The following is a 19492-nucleotide window of genomic DNA, read 5'->3' on the forward strand; positions in this document are numbered from 1 at the left end:
GAGGGCCCATGAACGACAAACGCGCTGTGCATCACGCCCCACTGCTTCGCCTCGTGGTTTTGGTTCTCACCCTAACTGCCGCCACGACGGCGTCGGCCGCACCGTCCGAGGTCAATACCGGGCTGCCGCAAATCCGCCTGCAGGTTGGCGCTCACACCTTGAGCGCCGAAGTCGCAGCCACGCCGGAGCAGCAGCGCATCGGCCTAATGAACCGCCGCAGCCTGCCGCCGAATCATGGCATGGTGTTCGTCTGGCCGCAGCCGCAGCGGGTGTGCATGTGGATGAAAAACACCCTGATCCCGCTGTCGGTCGCGTTCATCGCGGCAGACGGGCGCATCGTCAACCTGGCCGATATGCAGCCGCAAACCGAAGACGTGCACTGCGCCGAGCGGGAAGTGCGCTATGCCCTGGAGATGCCGCTGCACTGGTTTGCCGAGCATGGGGTGCGGCCCGGCGCGCGGGTTTCCGGCTTGCCGGCTGCGGTGCGCTAACAGGCCGTTGAAAAACTACTGCGGTGGGCCATCTGCGGCGTTGCGCGGTGCGCGCTGCCTCGCCTATCTATTTGATATGTCTCGGTCGCTGCGCGCCGTGCGCCTTGCATCTGGCCATCCTCGCGACGTTTTTCAACGGCCTGCTAAGGCAACACTGAATCAGTCCTTGTGATGCTGCGGGATGGGATACAAGGCGCCCACCGAGACAATAGCCGTCGCTAAGGCGAGCGAGGGCTGCGCCGCAGACCGCCCGCAGCCCGGATGCGCAGCGCGCAGGGGTTCAGTGTTGCCCTGAGAGTCGTTACAACTGGAAACGGTTGCGCGACGCGCGGCTGTCGCCAACTGCGGGGGGATGGCGTTGATGCGACATGGTCGCTTTGGTGGCGGTCGCACCACAAAGGAGGAATCTCGCCATGCAAACCGTTTCCCGTGACACTGCGCCTGACTCGTCGGTCGCAGGTGTTTGGCGTGCTGTCTGCCCGCCTCCTGGGCGCGGGGCGTCGCGCGCGACAGCACCCCAGCGTCCAGAGGGTGACGCAATGCGCGTGCCTTGGTGGCGCCGCGCCGTGCTGGCCGTGCTGGTCGCATCTGGCAGCGCGCTGCTTGCTGGTTGTTACGTCGCGCCGATCGCCCCGGCGCAGGTCTCGGGGACAGTGGTCGTGCGGCCCGAAGGAGCCGTCTGCTGGCATCGCGGCTGGTGGGGGCCATGGGGCGTCTGGCACCCGGGCCATTGGGGTCGGTGCGGCTGATCGGGGAGCAGACGATGGATGACACCACCGAGACGGCGCGCGGATTGTCGCGTCGCCAGTTCGTCCGTCTGCTGGCGGCAGCAAGCTTGGGTGGTGCGATGCCAGTGCGTGCGCAGGCGCTGCCGACTGACCCGGCTCCCGTGTGGCCCGATCTGGACGCCGCCGCGCGTGCGCGGCCCGTGGCTTTTCTCGACCACATCGGTTGGGGTGCGCGCGCGCTTGAGCTGCAGGCGCTTGATCGCCTTGGCCCCTCGGCGTACCTGCGCGCACAGCTGCAGCCGCAGGCGCAAAGACTACCCGAACGGATTGCCGCGCTGCTAGCGGCACTACCGGCGAACCGCCCGCTGCCGGTCTTGATTCCGCCAATCGTGCAGCAAGAGCGCACCATCCGTCAGGCGCGCCAGGCAAGCGACGCCGCGCAGACCGAGGCGCAGCTCAAGGCGATCAATCGCTTCAAGGCGGCGCTCGCGCAGCAGGCCGCCGCGCAGCAAGTGCTGCTTGCGCTGTACTCGCAGAATGCCCTACAGCAGCGGCTGGTCTGGTTCTGGTGCAACCACTTCAACGTGTTCCGCGCCGGCAACATCGCGCCGATGCTTGCCGACTATGCGCAGCGCGTCATTTCCCCGCATGCGCTCGGGCACTTTGCCGAGCTGTTGCGCGCGACCATGTTCTCGCCGCAGATGCTGCTCTACCTGAACAACGCGCAGAACGCCCGCGGCCATGTCAACGAAAACTACGCGCGCGAGCTGATGGAGCTGCACACCCTGGGCGTCGGCGGCGGCTACACCCAGGGCGATGTGACCAATCTGGCGCGCGTGCTCACCGGCCTTGGCGTCGATCTGCTGGATGCGCCAGTGCGGGTGCGGCCTGCCCTGCGCGCAGCGCTGTGGCAGCACGGGCTAGTCGTGTTCAATCCGGCGCGGCACGATGCCGAGCCGAAGGTCGTGCTTGGCCGCACGCTGCGCGGGCAGGGTCTGGACGAAATCGACGAGGTGATCACGCTGCTGGCCGATCACCCCTCGACCGCGCGGCATGTCTGCACCAAGCTCGCGCAGAATTTCGTTGCCGATCCGCCCGGTTCTGCGCTCGTGCAAGCGATGGTCTCGCGCTGGCAGCAAAGCGGCGGCCAGATCGCCGCGGTGCTCGAGACGATGTTCACGCATCCGGAATTCGTCGCCAGCCTGGCGCGGCCGCAGTTCAAGGATCCGATGCGCTATGTCCTTTCTGCGCTGCGCGCCAGTCTCGACGAGGAGCCGATCAGCAATCCGCTGCCAGTGCTCGGCATGCTCGCCCAGCTTGGCGAGCCGCTGTTCGGCCGGCAAACCCCGGACGGCTATCCGCTGGGCGCTGCCGCATGGGACAGCCCGGGGCAACTGAGCACGCGCTTCGAGGTGGCACGGCAGATCGCCGCCGGCGCGCCGATGCTCTACGCCGCAACGCCCGCCATCCTGATGCAGGACGCCCCCGCGCAGACGCCCGATATGCTGGCTGCGCCGCCAGCCCAGCAAGCGCCGCACCGCCCGCCGCCCGATCTGGCGCAAAGTGCGGTATTCCTCGTCCAGCGCGACCAGCTCGGCGCCGCAACCCGACGCGCGCTGGCGCAGGCGATCAATCGCGTGCAGTGGAATGCTCTTTGGCTGAGCTCCCCTGAATTCATGCAAACCTGAAGGAGCCGCGTATGAAACGCCGTCAGCTCTTGCAAACTGCCGCTGCCGCGGCGCTGGCCACGCCGTTTGGCCGGCTCTGGGCCGCACCAAGCAGCCAGCGCAGGCCGAAGTTCATCCTCGTCTTCCTGCGCGGCGCCTACGACGCGACCAATCTGCTCGTGCCATACAACAACGCCTTCTACTACGAAGCCCGCCCACACATTGCCGTGCCGCGGCCTTCCGATGGCGAGGATGGCGCGATCGCGCTCGATGCCGACTGGGCGCTGCACCCGCGCCTGCGCGAGTCGATGCTGCCGCTGTGGCAGGCTGGGCAACTCGCCTTCGTGCCGTTTGCCGGTACGCGCGACCTCAGCCGCAGCCATTTCGAGACGCAGGATCACATCGAACTCGGGCAGGGGCCGCAAACGCATGACGACGACAGTGGCTTTCTCAACCGCCTGGCGCAGCAGATCGGCGCGCAGGCGCGGCCGATCGCCTTTACCACGCAGTTACCGCTGTCGCTGCGCGGCCCGGCGCGGGTGCCCAATCTCGCACTCACGCAGGCCATGCACAGTGGAATCGATGCCCGGCAGCGTGCGTTGATCGAAACCATGTGGCGCGGCCAGCCGCAAGAGGCTGCGGTGCGCGAGGGCTTTGCCGTGCGCGAGACGGTCGTGCGCGATATGCACGGCGCCGACTGGCAGACCGAGATGACGGCGGCCAGCCGCGGTGCGGTCGCGCCGAAAGGTTTCGTCGCCGAGGCGATCAAGATCGGCACGCTGATGCACGACAGCTTCGACCTGGGGTTCATCGACGTCGGCGGCTGGGACACCCATGTGAGCGAAGCCACGGCCAACGGCGCACAGGGGCAACTGGCCGACAAGCTCGCTGCGCTCGGGCAGGGTCTGGCGGCGATGGCGCAGGCACTCGGCCCGGCCTGGCGCGACACCGTGGTCGTCGTGCTCAGCGAATTCGGCCGCACCTTCCGCGAAAACGGCAACCACGGCACCGACCACGGCCACGGCACGGTCTATTGGGTTCTCGGCGGCGCAGTGCGAGGCGGGCGCATCTGCGGCGGGCAGATCGTGCAGTCTCCCGCCACACTGAACCAGAACCGCGACGACCCGGTGCTGACCGACTACCGCGACCTGCTCGGCGGGCTGTTTCAGCGGCTCTGGGGGCTGCACGCCGAGCAAGTCCAGGCCGTGTTCCCGCAGGCACGTCCACTCGACCTGCAGTTGGTGTAGCGCGCGGGCCGCCGGCTGCGCCCGCGGTCGCAGCGGCTCAGACGCTCGATGCCGCCTGCTCCGCCAGCGCGGCAGCCAAAGGCAAAACCCGCGGCGCGCAGGCCAGCCCTTCGACGAAGCGCCGCTGGATGCCCGACATGCCCACCTGCGCGCCGACCAGCGCGCCGGTGAGCATCGCCCGCGCCTGGTTTTGCCCGCCACCGTTGATCGCGTGCAACACAGCGGACTCGAAATCGTCGGCAAAGCGTGCGGCGAGGTAATACGCCGCAGGAAACTGGTGGTAGACCGCGCACGGCATGCCGTAGACCAGCGAGACTTTCCACGCCGGATCGATCCGCACATCCGGGTCGCGTGCGACGCGTGCAATGCTGCCGGCGGTCAGTAGCGCGTCGGGCGAGGCGAATTCGCCGGGCTGCGCCACGCGCTGCGCGCCGACAGGGACGGCGTCGAGCAGCGCGTCCGTGACATGGTGGAACGGCAGCTCGCCACGGTGCACGCGCGCCATCAGCTTGGCCGAGATCGCCGCATCGAGCGGCTCGCCCTGTACGAGCAGCGCAAGCACGCAGCTGAACGCGGTGGTCATCGCCAGCACGGTCGGGTCGATCTGCGTCAGCGCCGCATTCGCCGCCACAGACCGGGCGACTGCGCCAAGCTCGCGCGCATATCGCACCGCGATCGCCAGCGTGCGCTCGGCCGCTTCGGTGTTGTCGGCCAGGCCGGCCACCTGCCCCCACGGCAGACGCTGCTGCACGCGCTTGCGCCAGGCTTCGCGCATCGACTGGCTGGTGTAGCCGCCGGGGCCGCTGTACGGCGTGCCGTTGAGCAGCGGGAAAAACGCGGTGTCGAGCCGCTGGCAGAAGTCGGCCTCGTCGTAGCCGCCACGCTCGACCAGGCTGCGCAGCGTCAGTTCGAGCAAAAAGCCCGGCTGCGAGGATTCGCCCGGCGCGAGCCCGGCGTGGTAGCGGCCCGGGCGCGGCGCGGTGTAGTCGTCGATCCACGGCCCGAAGTCGGCGCGCAACTGGTCGAGGTCGTAGTACCAGTGCGGGCCGACGCCGAGCGCCTCGCCAATGAATGCGCCGAGCAGTGCACCCTGCACGCGGTCGGCAAAGCCAGCGGCGCGCGCGGGCATGTCAACCCTCCCGCCGCAGCCACAGCGTCAGCTGCGACAGACTGTGCTGGAATTTGCGCGCGGTCTCGCGGATGACGAACGGCACGTCGCGCGGCGGCGCGATCCGCTCGAAATGCGGGTCGAGTAAGGCGTGCAGACCGTCGAGAGTGGTGAAGTTCTCGCCGTCTTTCTTGAAGCCGCCGATCCAGTGCGCGCGCTTGGTGAACTCGGGCAGCCAGGTGTACGGTGAGGCGATCGCAAGCAACCCGCCCGGGACGATGCGGCGATGCACCTCACGCAAGAACAGCGCCGGCTCGTACAGCCGGTCGATCAGATTGGCGGCGAGGATCAGGTCGTAGTCGGTATAGATCGGCTTGAGGTTGCAGGCGTCACCCTGGAAGAACTCGACGCGCTGCTGCACGCCGTCCAGCCCGTATTCGGCCAGGCCGTGCTCGTGGTAGCTGGTCAGCTCGCCTTCGTCGATCAGCGTGTAGCGGATGCGCCCCTGCTCGGCGAGCTGGTGGCCGATGCCGATGAACCGCGCGGAAAAGTCGATGCCGGTGACGCGCTCGAAATGCCGCGCCAGCTCGAAGCTTGCACGACCAGTGGCGCAGCCGAGGTCGAGCGCGCGGCGCATCGGCCGCCCCTGCATCGCCTGCACGCACAACTCGACAAGCGTCTTCGGGAAGTTCGGCACGTCGAAGTAGGTCTTGCCCCAGTGGAATTCACAGTATTGCGCAACTTGCGCGTCGGTTTCGTAATAGCTGCCGGTTTGCTTGGGCACCGGCGCGGCGCTCACCACGTAGCGAAACCCGGCGTGCTGGAAGAAATGCCGCCGGAACGCGTAGCGCGACCCCGGCAGCGCCTCGTTGCCGCAGGAGATCCACGATCCGCCCTTGATGATCGCGTGCCGGTCGTCAAAGGTCGGCGTGGTGAAGTCGTCGTAGACGGGGTGCGCCTCGAAGCCGTCGAACGGGTAGGTGCAGGTCTCGCACCATTGCCAGACGTTGCCGATGACGTCGAACAAGGGGCCATGCGCAAAGCGCGTGACCGGACAGCTCGAAGCGAAATGGTCGAGCTCGATGTTCGCCGGCGCCGGCACCGGCTGCGGCGCATCTGGCACGCCGGCGTGCCGCCGCAGCGCGTGCCACTCGTCCTCCGTCGGCAGGCGGTACGGCTTGCCGGTCTGCCGCGCCATCCAGTTGCAAAACGCCTTGGCCTCGTGGAAATTGGTCTCGACCGGCCAGTCCCACGGCATCGGCACCTCTTCGGCGAGCAGCCGCAGCCTCCAGCTGTCCGCAGCGCGCACCCAGAAGGTCGGATGTTCGGCCTGCGCAAAGCACCGCCAGGCCAGCCCTTCTTCGGTCCACAGTGTGTCGTCGCGGTAGCCGCCGGCCTCGACGAAGGCGAGGAACTCGCGGTTCGACACCAGCGTGCGTCCGGCTTCGAACGCCGCAGTGTGCGCCTCGTGCACGCCGAACTCGTTATCCCAACCGTAGAACTTGGGATCGCGCAAATCGCGGCCGAGACGAAACTGCTGCGGCGGGATCGGCACCAGATCCGGCGCTGGAGGCTCGCCAGCCTCGGTGCACGCGCGCCAGGCCGGATGCGGGCGAATATGTCGCAGTGCGTGCTGACGGATCAACACCGAGGACGTCTCGAGGTGGATGCGCTCGTGTTCGATCCCCATCAGCACGACCCACCACGGGCTGTGCCACCAGCCCTGCGGCAGCTCCAGCGGCAGGCGCGAGATGACGGCGTCGACCAGCTCGCGCGCCTTGGCGCGGTACGCCCACACCGCTTCGACCGCGGGCCAGTCGTAATGTGTCTCGTCCAGATCGTCCCAGCTCATCTCGTCGACGCCAACGGCGAACATCGACTCGAGCTTCGGATCGATGCGCTGCGTCTGGATGCCGGCGAGGATGAATTTGTTGATGAAAAACGTCGCCGTGTGGCCAAGATAGAAGATCAGCGGATGGCGCAGGCTGATCGGCTTGACGTAGTACGCCGCGTCGCCTTGCAGCAGCTGGAACAGCGATTCGTAGCGGTCGAAGGTGGCGTGAAACGTTTGCCGGACCTGCTCGCGCCAGTCGCGGCTCGACAAGGCAGGAAGGGATAGGATGCGCAAGGGAGGAGTCGGCATGACGCTTGGCATGATGGGCGAGACTGTGGGCTCGTTCCACGCCAGGGCGGACTGCCCGGGCATGGGAGCGAGGCCGGCGGGCAACACCGCAACCCCGGTTCCATGCACTGTACTGGAAGACAAAAAACCTGGCGACCATAGCAAGCACGGCGCACGGCATCTGCGCTTGCCGGCTGTCCGATCCCACAAATCCGATGGCCAGGACGAAAAAGCCCGCGGTTGCGGGCTGTGTTTCGATCAACGGCGGTAGCTACTTCGGGCAACACTGAACAATTTCCCTGCGCGCTGCACATCCGCCCTGCGGGCGGTCTGCGGCGCAGCCCTCGCTCGCCGTCGTCACGGCTATGGCTGCAGTGTGCGCCTTGCATCCCATCCGCAGCCCGACGCGCAGCATCACAAGGACTGATTCAGTGTTGCCTTATTGATCTTCACTTATCAGGCCGTTGAAAAACTACTGCGGTGGGCCATCTGCGGCGTTGCGCGGTGCTCGCTGCCTCGCCTATCTATTTGATATGTCTCGGTCGCTGCGCGCCGTGCGCCTTGCATCTGGCCATCCTCGCGACGTTTTTCAACAGCCTGTTAATAGCTGAAATTCTTTTCGGCGAAATCCCAGTTCACCAGATGCTCGAGGAATGTGGTGACAAAGTCCGGCCGGCGGTTGCGATAGTCGATGTAGTAGGCGTGCTCCCACACGTCGATGGTCAGCAGGGCCTTGTCCGCAGTTGTCAGCGGGGTTTGGCCGTTGGAGGTGTTGACAATGTCCACCGTGCCGTCGGGCTTTTTGACCAGCCAAGTCCAGCCCGAGCCGAAATTGCCGACCGCCGACTTGTGAAACGCTTCCTTGAACGCGGCGTAGCTGCCCCATTTGGCATTGATTGCGTTGGCCAGCGCGCCCTTGGGATCGCCGCCGCCGCCCGGCTTGAGGCAGTTCCAGAAAAAGGTGTGATTCCAGACCTGGGCGCTGTTGTTGAAAATGCCGCCGCTGGATTTTTTGATGATGTCCTCGAGCGGCATCGACTCGAACTCGGTGCCCTTGATCAGGCTGTTGGTGTTGTTGACATACGCCTGATGGTGCTTGCCGTGGTGATATTCCAGCGTTTCACGCGACATGTGTGGTGCGAGCGCGTCGGGGGCGAAGGGCAAAGGGGGCAGTTCGTGTTGCATGGGCTTCTCCTTGGGTGAGTGACGAGCGCAGGTCGCCGATCCCAAGCATTCTAGGAACAGCCCACGGGTCTTGCTCAGGCCGGCGGGATGTCCGCATCGAGTGGGTGGGCCTGGGGCCGGATCTGCGCGATGTCCAGCCCGATGGCGTGCTGTGCGTCGGCCAGCTGCAATGCAGCGCCGGGGCGCAGCTGCGACACATCGCGCAGGACTTGACCGCGGGCGTCCATGCCAAGCAGGTAGCCGCGCGACAGTGTGGCACGCGGACTGAGCAGCATCAGTTGCTGCGCCGCATGATCCAGACGCTGCCGCGCGTTGCGCAGGAGCTGCGCGCGGGCCAGGGGCAGAGCACGGGCCACATCATCGAGCCGCTTGTGCTCCTGCGGCAAGCGGCGTTGCAGCGCGTGCTCCAGCCGGCTCTGCAATAGCTGCAGGCGTTGTGCCTGTTGGCTGGGCAGACCGATCAGCGCCTGTCGCAGCCGCCACTGCCATTGCGCCAGACGCTGCAGGGGCGTGGCCAGCAACGCCGCGCGCTGGGGCCAGCGCAGCGCCAGGCGGTCGCAGCGTTGCTGCTCGCGCTGCAGGTGGCGTCGCATCGCGCTGTGCAAGCGCTGCGCCTGCCGATCCAGTGCCGAAATGAGTGCTTGCTGCGACGGCACGCCCAGCTCGGCCGCGGCAGTGGGCGTAGGCGCACGCAGATCGGCTGCGAAATCGGCCAGAGTGAAATCGGTCTCGTGGCCCACACCGCAAACCACAGGCAGACTGCAGGCGGCGATCGCCCGGACCAGCGCCTCGTCGTTGAACGCCCACAGATCATCCAGGCTGCCTCCGCCGCGCACCAGCAGCACGAGGTCGACCTCGCGGCGTGCCTGTGCGCGCTGCAGCGCGCAGAGCAGTTCGCCCGGTGCCTGCACACCCTGCACGCTGGCCGGATAGACCACCACGCGCACATGCGGGCTGCGACGCTGCAGCGCGGTGAGCACATCGTGCAGCGCGGCGGCCTGCAGCGAGGTGATCACCCCGACTGCGCCAGGCATGGCTGGCAGCGCACGCTTGCGCTGCGCATCGAACAGCCCCTCGGCCTGCAGTTTCTGCTTCAGGCGCAGGAATGCCTCGAGCAGCGCGCCTTCACCGTCGGCCTGAACGCTCTCGACGATGAGCTGCAGATCGCCGCGCGGCTCGTAAATTGCCACGGTGGCGCGAAGCCGCACACTGAGTCCGTCCCGCAGGGTCAGCGCGCTGGTTGCGGCGCGCTGGCGGAACAGCACACAGCGCAGCTGCGCGGTGCCGTCCTTCAAGTTGAAGTATTGATGGCCGCTGCCGGCGCGGACCAGACCAGAGACTTCGCCGCACACGGTGACAGTATTGAACCGTGCGTTCAGCGCGTCGGAAAACGCCTGAATCAGTGCGCTGACGCTCCAGATCACGGACGGGGATGATGAGTTCATCGATGCAAGCGGGAGCGATGGAAAAAAGGGCTGACGCGGGCAGATGTCGGAGAATGCATCGCGCCAAGATGCAAGCCCCGCTACTGCAGCCGCAGCTCAACTCACCTCAACGAGCAACCCGCCGCGGACAGAGAAAACGCCAGTGTTTGTAAAATCCAAAGTTTGGCAAAAATGCCGGGTCCACCGGATCTGCTGTTGGTTCGGCCTCGGACGGAGCCGTCCCGAGGCGATCCATAAAAAAGTCGTGCGGCTTGCCGAGGTGAGGTCGAACTGCGCGGCTGCAAGCGTACTCCAAGCGGATTGCAGTGGACGCTCTTGCCTATGCAGCGCTGGATGGCACCTGCCTGCGACAGCCTCAAACCGGCTCACTGCAGCAAGACCGCAAGGGCTGCTGGCTGCGCGCATGGGGTTGACTCCACTTTGAATTTTGCCTCTTTACCCTACATACTGTTGCTGAATCTCTGTTCATTTTCACTTGCCGAGCGAATGGCCGGTTGAGGTCCACCATGACAAAAGCGCAATCCAAAACTCAGGCTCCGTCAAAGGGGTCTGCATCCCGCAAGGTCACTGCTGCCGAGACAAGTCCGGTTGCGGACAAGCCCGTGCGGCGTGCGGCTGCTGGCGCCGAGACGGCGGCGGCAGAGGTTGCCGCCCCTGCTGCGCCCAAGCGCGGCCGTCCGGCCAAGACCGCTGCTGCCACGGTCGAGCAAACGCCTGCGGTGCGTCGCGGACGCAAGATCAAGGAGACAGAACCAGAGCCGGTGGTCGATCTGCATGAGGACGCAGGCGATGAGGTCGATGCGGTCGAGGTCGACGCCGAAGTGGCCGAGGTCGACGTGGTCGAGGAAGCCACGGCAGCGCCTGCGCCCAAGACGCGCAAGGCCTCGCGCGCTCGTGAAAAACAGTTGCTCAAGGAGTTCGGCTATGACGACTCCAACATCACCGACGAGGAACTGGGCCGCCGGCGCGCGCGGCTCAAGAGCCTGATCAAGATGGGTAAGACCCGCGGGTTTCTGACCTACGGCGAAATCAACGACCACATCCCGGACAACCTGGCCGACCCCGAGCTGCTCGAAACCATCGTGTCCATGCTCAACGACGTGGGCATCGCGGTGTATGAAACCACGCCGGATGCGCAGACCCTGCTGCTCAACCAGCATGGCCCGACTGCCTCCAGCGAGGAAGAAGCGGAAGAGGAGGCCGAAGTTGCGCTGTCCAACGTCGATTCCGAATTCGGCCGGACCACCGACCCGGTGCGTATGTACATGCGCGAGATGGGCACGGTCGAACTGCTGACCCGCGAGGGCGAGATCGTTATCGCCAAGCGCATCGAGGAGGGCCTGCGCCAGATGATGCTGGCGATTTCGGCATCACCGACCACCGTCGCCGAGATCCTGGCGATGGCCGCGCGTATCCAGAACGGCGAACTGCCGGTTGATGAAGTGGTCGACGGCATGGTCTCCGATGACGAGTCCGACGACTATGTCGCCGAGGAGGACGTCGACTACTCGCTCGACGAGAGCGGCGACGAAGACGAAGACGGCGGCGCCGGTGCCACCTCGGTCAAGCTCGAGGAACTCAAGGGCAAGGCGCTGGAAGTCTTTGGCAAGGTGCACGACGCCTTCATGAAAATGCGCCGCGCCTACGACAAGGACGGTTACCGCTCGCCCGGTTATCTGAAGGCGCAGGAGGCCATTTCCAACGCCCTCATGGAGGTGCGCTTCACCGCCCGCACGGTGGAAAAGCTGTGCAACCTGCTGCGCGCCCAGGTCGATGAGGTGCGCCGCTACGAGCGCGAAATTCGCCGCTACGCAGTGGATCGCTGTGGCATGCCGCAGGAGGAGTTCATCAAGTCTTTCCCAGGGCATCAGCTCGACCTGAACTGGGTCGATCGCCATGTCGCGGCGAACAAGCCGTACTCCGTGGTGCTCGGGCGCAATGCGCCGGCGATCAAGGAGTTGCAGCAAAAGCTCATCGACATCCAGAACCGTGTGGTCGTGCCGCTCGACGACCTCAAGGAGATCAACACTCAGATGAGCCTGGGCGAGCAGGCCGCACGTGAGGCCAAGCGCGAAATGATCGAGGCCAACCTGCGGCTGGTGATCTCGATCGCGAAAAAATACACCAACCGCGGCCTGCAGTTCCTTGACCTGATCCAGGAGGGCAACGTTGGTCTGATGAAGGCGGTGGACAAGTTCGAGTACCGCCGCGGCTACAAGTTTTCCACCTACGCCACCTGGTGGATCCGGCAGGCCATCACTCGCTCGATCGCCGATCAGGCGCGCACCATCCGTATTCCGGTGCACATGATCGAGACCATCAACAAGGTCAACCGCATTTCGCGTCAGCATCTGCAGGAAACCGGGCAAGAGCCCGATGCTGCGGTACTGGCCGAGAAAATGGACATGCCAGAGGACAAGGTGCGCAAGATCCTCAAGATCGCACGCGAGCCGATCTCGATGGAAACCCCGATCGGCGACGACGACGACTCGCATCTGGGCGACTTCATCGAGGACACCGGCACCTTGGCCCCCACCGAGGCGGCGATGCAAGCCGGTCTGCGCGACGTGGTCAAGGAAATTCTCGACTCGCTCACTCCGCGCGAAGCCAAGGTGCTGCGCATGCGGTTTGGCATCGAGATGGCCAACGATCACACACTCGAAGAAGTCGGCAAGCAGTTCGACGTCACGCGCGAGCGCATCCGCCAGATCGAGGCCAAGGCGTTGCGCAAGCTCAAACATCCGACCCGCTCGGACAAGCTGCGCAGCTTCCTCGACACCCTCTGACGCGCGCAGGGCCTGGAGGCGTCCGGCCCATTCCCGCCAACTGACCCGAAGCGCGGCTTTTGCAGTGCGTGTCCGCCGTCTGCGGCGGCACGCTTTGCGTGTGCACACGCTAGACTTCAGGCATGACCCAAGCGCGAAAAACCGTCGTTCGCACCATCGTTTTTGCCGATGTCGCAGGCAGCACCGCGCTTTTCCAGTCTCTGGGCAATGCCCAGGCCACCGCACTGGTCACGCAGGTCGTGTCGAACATGGCCAGGCGTCTGAAAGCCGGCGGCGGTGAGGTCGTCAAAACCCTCGGGGACGGCATTCTTGCCACCTTTGAGCACAACACCCCCGCGCTCAACGCCTGCATCGACATCCAGCGCAGCAGTTCCACCGCCGGCGCGGTCGATGCCGCCGGAGCTCGGCAGAAACTTCCGATCAAGATCGGCATCGCGCGCGGCTTTGTCGTGCTTGCTCCGGGCGATTGCTTCGGTGATCCGGTCAACGCCGCGTCCCGCCTGTCCGACTCCGCGGGCGCCGGGCAAATCCTGATCGGCGACGCCGTGATGGAAGCCCTGCCGCTCGAATTGCTTGGCCGCTTGCGCAGCCTGGGCGCCATTTTTTTGCGCGGCTACGATGTGCCGGTGCCGGTGCATCAGGTCGACTGGGAAGCGCAGGGTGACATGGGACAGACCATGCCCCAGGTTCCCTCGCGCATCGACTACACCAGCCAGATGCTCAATCTGTCTTGGCTGGATTTTGCCGTGGACTACTCCGCCGACCAGATGCCCATCGTCATCGGTCGCACGAACGGCGCGGATTTTCTGGTTAACGACCTGCGCGTTTCGCGTCAGCATGCACGCATCGACTGGCGCGGCAGTTACTTCATGCTCACCGACCTCAGCAGCAACGGCACATGGGTGCGCTACACCGGCAACGACACCACTCTGGCGCTGCGGCGCAATGAATGTGTGCTGCACGGACAGGGAGAAATCACCCTGGGCGCCAAACCGACCGACCCCACCGCGCCGACCGTCATGTTCCAGATCTACCCGCATTGACCCAAAGGCCCAGCCGCCCATGCCCGCCATCGACCCGACCGGATATCAGCACGGCAACCCTGCCCAGACTGCCATCCTTCTCGTCAACCTGGGCACGCCCGATGCGCCCACCGCACCAGCCCTGCGTCGCTATCTGCGCGAATTCCTCAGCGACCCACGGGTGGTGGAAATCCCCAAACCCATCTGGTGGCTGATCCTCAACGGCATCATCCTGCCGATCCGCTCGTCCAAGTCCGCGGCGAAATATGCCTCGGTATGGACCGAGCGCGGCTCGCCGCTGCAGGCCGGCACCGCCGATCTTACCGAGACGCTCGCCGCCGATCTGAAGCGGCGGGGCCATCACCTCCAGGTGCGCTACGCCATGCGCTACGGCAATCCGTCTGTGGCCAGCGTGCTCGACGATCTGGCCCGCCAGAACGTCACCCGGCTCCTGCTCGTGCCGTTGTATCCGCAATATTGCGCTGCCACCACGGCGTCCACCCTCGATGCTGTGACCGCCTGGATGCGCCGCAGTCGCCGCGTGCCCGAGCTGCGCGTGCTCAACCACTTCCATGACGTTCCTGCCTACATCGATGCCCTGGTGTACAAGATCCAGGCGCACTGGCAGCAGCATGGTCAGCCCGACAAGCTGGTGATGAGCTTTCACGGCATGCCCGCGCGCACCCTGCGCCTTGGCGACCCGTATCACTGCGAATGCCACCGCACCGGCCGCTTGCTCGCCGAGCGACTGCAGCTTGCCCCATCCGACTACCAGGTGACCTTCCAGTCGCGCTTTGGCCGGCAGGAATGGCTGCAACCCTACACCGAGCCGACTCTGCGTAAATTCGCCCAGGATGGAGTTGGACGGGTGGATGTGGTGTGCCCGGGGTTCAGCGTGGATTGTCTGGAAACTCTGGAAGAAATCGCAATGGAGGGCAAGCAGGCCTTTCTGTCCAGTGGCGGAAAGACCTTCCACTACATCGACTGCCTCAACGCCGATGCTCACTGGGTCCAGGCGTTCAGCGGGTTGCTGGAAGCCCACCTCCAAGGCTGGGACACCCGCACCTTGCCCGATCCGGCGGCATTGGCCCAGACCCGCAGCCTGGCGCAGGTGATGGGCGCAAGCAATCTCGCTTGACTGCGTCCGCTGGCGGGTCTATCGCTCCTGCCCCGGTGGCTGCGGCGTAGAACGCGCTTCACGCCAGAACTGGACCGCCAGACCCACCCCAAGGCCGATCACGCCCACGACGAGCAGATAAAGCACCAAGGCCGCCAGAGACATCCTGTCTTCTCCTCTTTCGCTGAACCGGCGTGCAGAACGGTTCTGCGCATGTAGAGTGGGCTGGAACAGAAAAATTCCGCGTGCCCCGCCCGCAGATCGTCCAGCGACAGCCGCAGCTGCGTGCGCAGGTAGATCACCAACGCTTTCTGAGCGGCATTGAGCGTGGGCAGGAACAGCGAGAGTTCCCGAGGCGACGCAGGAGTGGTCGATCCCCCTGTTTTGACGCCGCTGCAAGCCCGCATGCCACTGCGATTCACCCGGATGGGCGCTGCAACAGGATGTGTCACCTGTACATCATGATCCGGATCAAGATCGCCCCGCACCAAGGCATTCACGTGTCGATTCGCGAGCGACCGACCGGGAGGAAGCGATGCAAGGCCGTTTCAACGATCGCCATGAGGCGGGCCGCCTGCTCGCCGAGGCGCTGCGCGGGTACGCAGGCCGTGAGGATGTGATGGTCCTGGCGCTGCCTCGGGGCGGTGTTCCGGTGGGTGTCGAGGTGGCCAGGGCCCTGGGCGCGGCATTGGATGCGCCTGCAGAATCTCTGCGACGATTTTGTCAGCGTCCTCACCCCGGCGGATTTCCAGGCAGTCGGCCCGTTTTATGTGCATTTCGATCAGACCAGCGACGACGAGGTGCGTCGGCTGCTGGCGCAATTCCGCGAAGGCAAGGCCCGTCGATGACACTATTTTTGCGGTGCGTGATCTGCCCCGGCCTTGGACGAAAGCGCTGCGGACGTCGACTTGCTGCTCGAACGCGCGGCAACGCGACAGTTCGTCCCCTGGCAAAGCCACGCACGGCACCCGGGGGTTCTATCGCATGCTGCGCCGCGGCGTAGGCATCGCCCCCCCGAGACGGTCCCAATGCTGGCCGCAATCCCGGGGCGTTTTCAGTCGGGTGCGCCGAGCTCGGCGAAGTCCAGCGCAGCGGAGTTGATGCAGTAGCGCAGGCCGGTGGGCTTGGGACCATCTGGGAACACATGCCCGAGATGTGCACCGCACTGCGCGCACTGCACCTCGGTGCGCACCATGCCGTAGCTGGTGTCGCGCACCTCGCGGATGACCTCCTGCGCCGTGGGTTGCCAGAAACTGGGCCAACCGCTGCCCGAATCGAACTTGGTGCGCGAATCGAACAACGGTGTGCCGCAGCACACGCAGCGGTAGATGCCGTCGCCGTGGTGGTCCCAGTAGATTCCGGTGAACGGGGGTTCGGTGGCACCGCAGCGGGTGACGCGGTATTGCTCCTCGGTCAGCTTGCTGCGCCACAGGGCATCGTTTGGATCGTTGCGGTCGGGCTGGGACATGGGCTGGCTCTCAAGACGAACAGGACAGGCGTGCGGGCGGAGCATCGTCCGCGGGCGGTGCGGTGTAGTGCGGCGGCAGCGCGCTCGCGTCGAAAGGGTGGCGAAGCGCATCGAGCAGGCGCCGGACTTCGGAAAAGTCGCCGGCTTCGGCCTGGTCGATTGCCGCCTGCGCCAGATGGTGGCGCAGCACGATCGCCGGGTTGACCGCATGCATCGCCTGCGCGCGGGCGGCGTCGCTGCGCGATTGGGCCTGCAGGCGGGCGCGGTAGTGCGCCACCCATCGCGAGAATCGCTGCGGGTCGCGTGCAAACTGCGCGGCCAGTGGCGCAGGAATGTCTGCCTGCGGGTCTGCGGGTAATTCGGCGAGCAGCCGAAACGTCAGCGTCCAGTCGCTGCGGCTGGCCGCCATGCAGTCAAGCAGCTCCTGGAACAGATCGCCGTCGCCCGGCAGCAGCTGTTCCAGCCCCAGCTTGGTGGCGAGTTGCTGCTGCATCGCGTGCACATACTGCGGGCGGAAGGTGTCGACCGCCTCGAGCGCATGCTCGGGCTTGTCGATCAGCGGCAAAAGCGCCTGCCCCAGCGCCAGCAGATTCCAGTGCGCGATCGCCGGTTGCCGCCCGAAGGCGTAGCGCGCGCTGCGATCGGTGGTGTTCGGTGTGTGTAGCGGGTCGTAGGCATCGAGGAAGGCGAAGGGGCCGTAGTCGATGGTCCAGCCCAGGATGGACATGTTGTCGGTATTCATCACCCCGTGGATGAAGCCCACGGCCTGCCAACGCGCGATCAGCTGTGCGGTACGCGCCACTACCCATCGCAGCAAGGCCAGTGTGGGTTGCGGCTGATTTGCACAGTCCGGGCAATACCGGTCGATCACCCAGTCGGTCAGCCGGCGCAGTTGCGCGGTCTGTCCGCTGTAGCTGAAATGCTCGAAATGGCCAAAGCGCACAAAACTAGGCGACAGGCGAGTGACCATCGCGGCGGTCTCCTGGCGTTCGCGCTGCACGGGTCGGCTCGACCCCACCACGCACAACGCCCGCGTGGTCGGCACGCCCAGCGCCGCCATCGCCTCGGAGCACAGAAACTCTCGGATCGACGAGCGCAGCACCGCCCAGCCATCGCCCATGCGCGAAAACGGGGTCGGGCCGCTGCCCTTGAGCTGGACTTCCCAGCTGCGGTAGCCGCCGCTGGCATCGTCCCATTCGCCCAGCAACAGCGCACGGCCGTCGCCGAGCCGTCCGGCCCAATTGCCGAACTGGTGCCCGGCGTAAACGGTGGCCCGGCTGTGCCTGCACAATCCCGGATCATGGCCGCCAAAGGCCAGCGCCCAGGCGCGTTCCTCTTGCGCGGCGCGCGGTGCGGTCAGCCCGACCAGCGCGGCGGCGTCGGCGCTGTATGCCACCAAAACTGGGTCGGGCAGGGGACTGACCGCAACCGGCAGACTGAACTCGCTGCCCAGCGCGGCGTAGCGCTGCATCAGCGGCGGCCAGGTCGATGCGGTCTGTGCGGCGGTGTCCGGGAAGTCCAGTGCGGTGGTCATCATGGAAACATTGTCGGGCAAAGTCGTTGCCCGGGACGGGCTCGGGGTATCCTTGTCCACTCGTTGAGAGCTCTTAGCCCCATGTCTGCCCGCGCTCCGTCCCCCAGCCCAAACCCGCTATTCGATGCGGTCATCGCCCTACCGTTTGGCCGTCTGGGCATGATCTGCTCGGATCATGAGGTGCTGCGGCTTGACTACCTGCCGCCAGATGCGCCGCTGAAGCCGCCGACGCAGGCACAGTGCCGTGAAGTGGCCGTGCAGCTGCAGGCGTATTGCGACGACCCCGGTTTCGCATTCGATCTGCCGCTGGCGGTCGTCGGCACGGCGTTCCAGCAGCGCGTCTGGGCGCTGCTGCGGCAGATCCCGTCGGGATGCACTCGCAGCTATGGCGACGCGGCCCGGCAGTTGCACAGCGCGGCGCGCGCGGTCGGTCAGGCGTGCGCGGCCAATCCGTTCGCCCCCATCGTGCCCTGCCACCGGATCGTGGCACGCTACGGCCTGGGGGGCTTTGCGCACTCGACGGCAGAGGACGGCCACCTTCTTGGCATCAAGCGCTGGCTGCTGACACACGAGCGCCGCGCGCTTTCGCCAGCCCTGTCGCCCGATGGCTAAGGCAGACGTGCACGCCGCCTGGCCCCCTGCACCGGCCGCGTGCGCGGCGATCATCGACCGCTTTTGCGACGCACTATGGCTGGAAGATGGGCTGTCTGCCAACACCCTGGCGGCGTATCGCCGTGATCTCACGCTGCTGGCTCGCTGGCTGGCGTTCACTCAACGGCCAGCGTTGGCGCAGGCCGGGCTGGCGGATGTGCAGGCGTACATCGCTGCCCGCTTTACGCAGAGCAAGACAACATCGTCCAACCGGCGACTGGTGGTGTTGCGGCGGTTTTACCGCTGGGCGCTGCGCGAGCGGCTGCGCATCGACGATCCCACGGTGCAGCTCGACCTGGCGCGCACACCTGCACGCCGGCCGCGCACTCTGAGCGAGGCGCAGGTCGAGGCACTGCTCGCCGCGCCCGATGTCGACACCGCGCTGGGGCTGCGCGACCGTGCCATGCTCGAACTGCTCTATGCCAGCGGCCTGCGGGTGAGCGAACTGGTGGCGCTGCCGGTGGTGCGCCTCTTTCTCGACCAAGGTGTGGTACAGATCGCCGGCAAAGGCGGCAAGGAAAGACTAGTGCCTTTCGGCGATGCGGCGCAGGAATGGCTGCAGCGCTATTTGCGCAGCGCTCGCCCTGTCTTGTTGCAGGGGCGCGACAGTCCTTATTTGTTCGTCACCGCGCGCAGCGGCCAGAGTGCGCGCGAGACCGCAGGCATGACCCGGCAGATGTTCTGGACTTTGATTAAGGCCCACGCGCGCAAGGCCGGAATCGACATTCCGCTGTCGCCGCACACCTTGCGCCATGCCTTTGCCACGCATCTGCTCAACCACGGTGCCGATTTGCGTGTGGTGCAACTGCTGCTTGGCCATGCCGACATTTCCACCACACAAATCTACACCCACATCGCGCGCGAGCGGCTCAAGACCTTGCATGCCCGCCACCATCCCCGTGCCTGAACCCGCCACGCATC

General features: G+C 65.8%; 16 protein-coding genes and 1 pseudogene. 10 read left to right on the top strand and 7 right to left on the bottom strand.

The window, feature by feature from the left end; translation table 11 throughout:
- Positions 1–8 precede the first annotated feature (8 nt).
- The 3 genes from ACZ47F_RS09920 to ACZ47F_RS09930 all read left to right on the top strand — a co-directional run bounded on the left by ACZ47F_RS09920 (position 9) and on the right by ACZ47F_RS09930 (position 4133).
- Positions 9–491 carry a DUF192 domain-containing protein gene (locus ACZ47F_RS09920; RefSeq protein ID WP_464924557.1) on the top strand — a complete coding sequence of 161 codons (483 nt, stop codon included), beginning with the start codon at positions 9–11 and terminating at the stop codon, positions 489–491.
- 763 nt (positions 492–1254) lie between these two features.
- Positions 1255–2907, top strand: coding sequence for a DUF1800 domain-containing protein (locus ACZ47F_RS09925; RefSeq protein WP_464924558.1), 1653 nt, complete (start codon positions 1255–1257; stop codon positions 2905–2907).
- Between the two features lie 11 nt (positions 2908–2918).
- Positions 2919–4133 (top strand): DUF1501 domain-containing protein, encoded by a 1215-nt coding sequence (locus ACZ47F_RS09930; RefSeq protein WP_464924559.1) that lies wholly within the window; start codon positions 2919–2921, stop codon positions 4131–4133.
- Between the two features lie 37 nt (positions 4134–4170).
- Here ACZ47F_RS09930 and ACZ47F_RS09935 read toward each other — a convergent pair whose 3' ends face one another.
- From ACZ47F_RS09935 to xseA, 4 genes are all read right to left on the bottom strand, one after another.
- Positions 4171–5262 (bottom strand): ADP-ribosylglycohydrolase family protein, encoded by a 1092-nt coding sequence (locus tag ACZ47F_RS09935; RefSeq protein WP_464924560.1) that lies wholly within the window; start codon positions 5260–5262, stop codon positions 4171–4173.
- 1 nt (position 5263) lies between these two features.
- Entirely contained in the window at positions 5264–7384 is a 2121-nt protein-coding gene (gene ovoA, locus ACZ47F_RS09940; protein WP_464924561.1) for a 5-histidylcysteine sulfoxide synthase, read from the bottom strand.
- A gap of 579 nt (positions 7385–7963) precedes the next feature.
- On the bottom strand, positions 7964–8548 hold the full coding sequence (locus tag ACZ47F_RS09945) for a superoxide dismutase (RefSeq protein WP_464924562.1): 585 nt from the start codon (positions 8546–8548) through the stop codon (positions 7964–7966).
- A 74-nt stretch (positions 8549–8622) separates the two neighbouring features.
- Complete coding sequence (gene xseA, locus ACZ47F_RS09950) at positions 8623–9993, bottom strand: exodeoxyribonuclease VII large subunit (RefSeq protein WP_464924563.1); 1371 nt, start codon at positions 9991–9993, stop codon at positions 8623–8625.
- Between the two features lie 506 nt (positions 9994–10499).
- Here xseA and rpoD point away from each other — a divergent pair.
- The 3 genes from rpoD (at position 10500) to hemH (ending at position 14939) form a co-directional block, all read left to right on the top strand.
- The gene (gene rpoD / locus ACZ47F_RS09955) at positions 10500–12779 is read left to right on the top strand and encodes an RNA polymerase sigma factor RpoD (RefSeq protein WP_464924564.1); all 2280 of its coding nucleotides are present in this window, start codon (positions 10500–10502) and stop codon (positions 12777–12779) included.
- A gap of 122 nt (positions 12780–12901) precedes the next feature.
- Positions 12902–13822: an adenylate/guanylate cyclase domain-containing protein gene (locus ACZ47F_RS09960; RefSeq protein ID WP_464924565.1), complete on the top strand. Its 921-nt coding sequence runs from the start codon at positions 12902–12904 to the stop codon at positions 13820–13822.
- Between the two features lie 19 nt (positions 13823–13841).
- A complete protein-coding gene (hemH, locus tag ACZ47F_RS09965) occupies positions 13842–14939 on the top strand; it encodes a ferrochelatase (RefSeq protein WP_464924566.1) in 1098 nt (365 codons plus the stop codon).
- Between the two features lie 98 nt (positions 14940–15037).
- Here hemH and ACZ47F_RS09970 read toward each other — a convergent pair whose 3' ends face one another.
- A complete protein-coding gene (locus ACZ47F_RS09970) occupies positions 15038–15418 on the bottom strand; it encodes a hypothetical protein (protein ID WP_464924567.1) in 381 nt (126 codons plus the stop codon).
- 35 nt (positions 15419–15453) lie between these two features.
- Between ACZ47F_RS09970 and ACZ47F_RS09975 the strand changes: the two are divergent.
- Both ACZ47F_RS09975 and ACZ47F_RS09980 read left to right on the top strand, forming a co-directional pair.
- Positions 15454–15612 (top strand): annotated as a pseudogene (locus tag ACZ47F_RS09975) (phosphoribosyltransferase); the annotation flags it as partial.
- The gene (locus ACZ47F_RS09980; protein ID WP_464926654.1) at positions 15611–15766 is read left to right on the top strand and encodes a hypothetical protein; all 156 of its coding nucleotides are present in this window, start codon (positions 15611–15613) and stop codon (positions 15764–15766) included. The pseudogene ACZ47F_RS09975 and the gene ACZ47F_RS09980, both read left to right, overlap by 2 nt.
- A 206-nt stretch (positions 15767–15972) precedes the next feature.
- Here the strand turns inward: ACZ47F_RS09980 and msrB are convergent, their stop codons facing one another.
- Together msrB and ACZ47F_RS09990 are read right to left on the bottom strand one after the other, a co-directional pair.
- A complete protein-coding gene (gene msrB, locus ACZ47F_RS09985) occupies positions 15973–16386 on the bottom strand; it encodes a peptide-methionine (R)-S-oxide reductase MsrB (protein WP_464924568.1) in 414 nt (137 codons plus the stop codon).
- 10 nt (positions 16387–16396) lie between these two features.
- On the bottom strand, positions 16397–17908 hold the full coding sequence (locus ACZ47F_RS09990; RefSeq protein WP_464926620.1) for a protein adenylyltransferase SelO: 1512 nt from the start codon (positions 17906–17908) through the stop codon (positions 16397–16399).
- Positions 17909–18001: 93 nt separating this feature from the next.
- Between ACZ47F_RS09990 and ACZ47F_RS09995 the strand changes: the two genes are divergently transcribed.
- The gene (locus ACZ47F_RS09995; RefSeq protein ID WP_464924569.1) at positions 18002–18532 is read left to right on the top strand and encodes a methylated-DNA--[protein]-cysteine S-methyltransferase; all 531 of its coding nucleotides are present in this window, start codon (positions 18002–18004) and stop codon (positions 18530–18532) included.
- The gene (gene xerD / locus ACZ47F_RS10000) at positions 18525–19478 is read left to right on the top strand and encodes a site-specific tyrosine recombinase XerD (RefSeq protein ID WP_464924570.1); all 954 of its coding nucleotides are present in this window, start codon (positions 18525–18527) and stop codon (positions 19476–19478) included. Before ACZ47F_RS09995 ends, xerD begins: the two co-directional genes overlap by 8 nt.
- The last annotated feature ends 14 nt before the right edge of the window (positions 19479–19492 follow it).

The sequence above is a fragment of the Thiomonas islandica genome (genome assembly GCF_055383445.1).